The sequence below is a fragment of the Xanthomonas sp. LMG 12460 genome, from assembly GCF_009192895.1.
Classification (GTDB): Bacteria; Pseudomonadota; Gammaproteobacteria; order Xanthomonadales; family Xanthomonadaceae; genus Xanthomonas_A; species Xanthomonas_A sontii.
In genome coordinates, this window is sequence record NZ_NKUH01000068.1 from 1 (window position 1) to 1804 (window position 1804).

The following is a 1804-nucleotide window of genomic DNA, read 5'->3' on the forward strand; positions in this document are numbered from 1 at the left end:
ACCTGCAGGCGCGCGCTGCGGCCGGCGGCCTGCAGCGCCGCCTGCAGGTCGCGCCGCGGTTCCTGGCCGGCGCAGACCACCACCGTGCCCACCGGCAACAGTTGCTCGGCGCCGTCCACGCGGATGCGCAGGCCGCTGTCGTCCACGCCCAGGTATTCGACGCCGCCGAGCATGGTCACGCCCTTGGCCTTGAGCGTGGCGCGATGGATCCAGCCGGTGGTCTTGCCCAGCCGCGCGCCGGGCCGGCCCGGGCCGCGCTGCAGCAGCCACACGCTGCGCGCCGGCGGCTCCGGGCGTGGCTTGCACAGCGCGCCACGGCCTTCGAATTGCGGGTCCACGCCCCACTCGGCCATCCAGCGCGCCGGGTCCAGCGCGGTCGACTCGCCGGCGTGCACCAGGAACTCGCCGACATCGAAGCCGATGCCGCCGGCGCCGATGATCGCGACCTTGTCCGCGGCCTGTACCCGGCCCTGCAGCACGTCCAGATAGCTGACCACACTGGGATGATCGGCGCCGGGGAAATCCACCGTGCGCGGCACGATGCCGGTGGCCAGCACCACCTCGTCGAAGTCAGCCAGCAGGGCCGCATCGGCGGTGGTGTGCAGGCGCAGTTCCACGCCGGTGGCGTCGAGCTGGTGGCGGAAGTAGCGCAGCGTCTCGTGGAATTCCTCCTTGCCGGGAATGCGCTTGGCCACGTTGAACTGGCCGCCGATCTCGCTGGCGCTGTCGAACAGAGTGACGCGGTGACCGCGTTGCGCGGCCACGGTGGCGCAGGCCAGGCCGGCCGGGCCTGCGCCGACCACGGCGATGCGCTTGGGCGCGCGGGTCGGCAGGTAGTTCAGTTCGGTCTCGGCGGCCGCGCGGGGATTGACCAGGCAACTGGCGGTCTTGTTCTCGAACACGTGGTCCAGGCAGGCCTGGTTGCAGGCGATGCAGGTGTTGATCGCCTGCGCCTGGCCGCGCTGCGCCTTGTTCGCCCATTCCGGGTCGGCCAGCAGCGGCCGCGCCAGCGACACCATGTCGGCGCCGCCGCCGGCCAGGATGCGCTCGGCCACGTCGGGCATGTTGATGCGGTTGGTGGCGATCAGCGGCAGCCGCACGTGCGGCTTGAGCTTGGCGGTCACCGCCGCGAACGCCGCGCGCGGCACCGAGGTGGCGATGGTCGGCACGCGTGCTTCGTGCCAGCCGATGCCGGAGTTGATGAGGGTCGCGCCGGCGGCCTCGATCGCCTGCGCCTGCAGCACGATCTCCTGCCAGTCGCTGCCGTCCTCGACCAGGTCCACCAGCGACAGCCGGTAGACGATGATGAAGTCCGGTCCGCAGGCGGCGCGGATGCGGCGCACGATCTCCACCGCAAAGCGCATGCGCTTGGCCGCATCGCCGCCCCAGGCGTCGTTGCGGCGGTTGCTGCGCGGGGCGATGAACTCGTTGATCAGATAGCCTTCCGAGCCCATTACCTCGACGCCGTCGTAGCCGGCCTCGCGCGCCAGCCTGGCGGCGTGTGCGTAGGCATCGATCTGGCGTTCGACGCCGCGCGCCGACAGTGCGCGCGGGGTGAACGGGTTGATCGGCGCCTTGAGCTTCGACGGTGCCACCGACAGGGGGTGGTAGGCGTAGCGCCCGGCGTGCAGCAGTTGCAGGCAGATCTTGGCGCCATGCGCGTGCACCGCGGCGGTCACCTGCCGGTGCGGGCGCACTTCCCATGGCCAGGACAGCTTGCCGCCGAACGGTTTCAGCCAGCCGACCACGTTCGGTGCGAAGCCGCCGGTGACGATCAGGCCGACGCCGCCGGCGGCGCGCTCGG

The 1804-nt window shown here is 71.8% G+C and carries 1 protein-coding gene; it reads right to left on the reverse strand.

The window, feature by feature from the left end; translation table 11 throughout:
- A partial coding sequence (locus CEK66_RS14075; protein WP_152237330.1) for an NADPH-dependent 2,4-dienoyl-CoA reductase occupies positions 1–1804 on the reverse strand: 1804 nt, incomplete at both ends.